2 protein-coding genes are annotated in these 1,025 nt (G+C 63.2%); both read left to right on the top strand.

The window, feature by feature from the left end:
* Window positions 1–477 (top strand): VOC family protein (locus A985_RS29430; RefSeq protein ID WP_232424664.1); only part of this gene is annotated, 477 nt, incomplete at its 5' end.
* 74 nt (window positions 478–551) lie between these two features.
* Window positions 552–1,025 (top strand): porin (locus tag A985_RS29425; RefSeq protein ID WP_369751592.1); only part of this gene is annotated, 474 nt, incomplete at its 3' end.

The raw sequence follows: 1,025 nt of genomic DNA, 5'->3' as shown, positions 1-1,025 counted from the left end.
CATAGCGTCGTGTTGCACGATCCTTACGGGCAGATCCAGAGCCAGGCGATCCGCAGCCATGACGGATCGGTGCGCATTGTGCTCAACGCGTCGGTCGATCCGCGCACGATCCACTCGGAGACGATTTCCGCTTACAAGGGCTCCGGGCTGAACCACGTGGCGTTCCGCACCGACGATATCGCCCTGGCGGTTCGTCGATTGGAAGGCGACGGCGTGCCGATCCTGCGAATTCCGCAAAGCTATTACAACGACATTGCCGCGCGCTTCGGCCTGAACGAGGCGTTCGTCGACACCCTGCGCAAGCACAACATTCTGTTCGACCGTGATGCGAGCGGCGGCGAGTTCCTGCACGCCTATACGGCGCAAGTCGATCACCGCTTCTTCTTCGAACTGGTCGAGCGGCGCGGCGGCTATGACGGCTACGGCGCCCCCAATGCGTCCGTGCGGTTGGCCGCGCAGTCGGCACTGCGTAGCTGAGTGCGGCGTCGCGCTATCACTGGGTTCCAGAAAAACAAGCACCACCCACGTCAATCACCAAGAAGGAGACACACATGAGGAATGCACGTCAGTGCAGGCGCGCGGTCGCACTTGCGGCCGGGATGACGATTGCCGGCGCGGCCGCCGCGCAATCGAACGTCACGCTTTACGGGATGGTCGACAGCGCGGTCACCTACGTAAACAACCAAAACGGCGCGTCGAACGTCTATCTGCGGCAGGGCAATCTTTACGCATCGAAGTGGGGCCTGCGCGGACGCGAGGATCTGGGCGGCGGCACCGCGGCAATCTTCGACGTGCAGGCCGGCTTCGACCTGAACACGGGCGCAGCCGCGAGCGCCGGTCAGTTATTCAATCGTCAGGCATTCGTCGGCCTGCAGGACAACAAGTTCGGCACGGCGACGATCGGTCGTCAGTACACGCCGTATTACCAGTTCGTCGGCCCGCTCACGGGCAGCAACCTGCTGACGGGCGCTACCGGCGCGCATCCAGGCGATATCGACGGCCTCGACACGACGATCCGCATCAAC

This window comes from Pandoraea sp. B-6 (assembly GCF_000282835.1).
Lineage (GTDB): Bacteria > Pseudomonadota > Gammaproteobacteria > Burkholderiales > Burkholderiaceae > Pandoraea > Pandoraea cepalis.
This window is presented reverse-complemented; position numbering and strand designations above follow the sequence as displayed.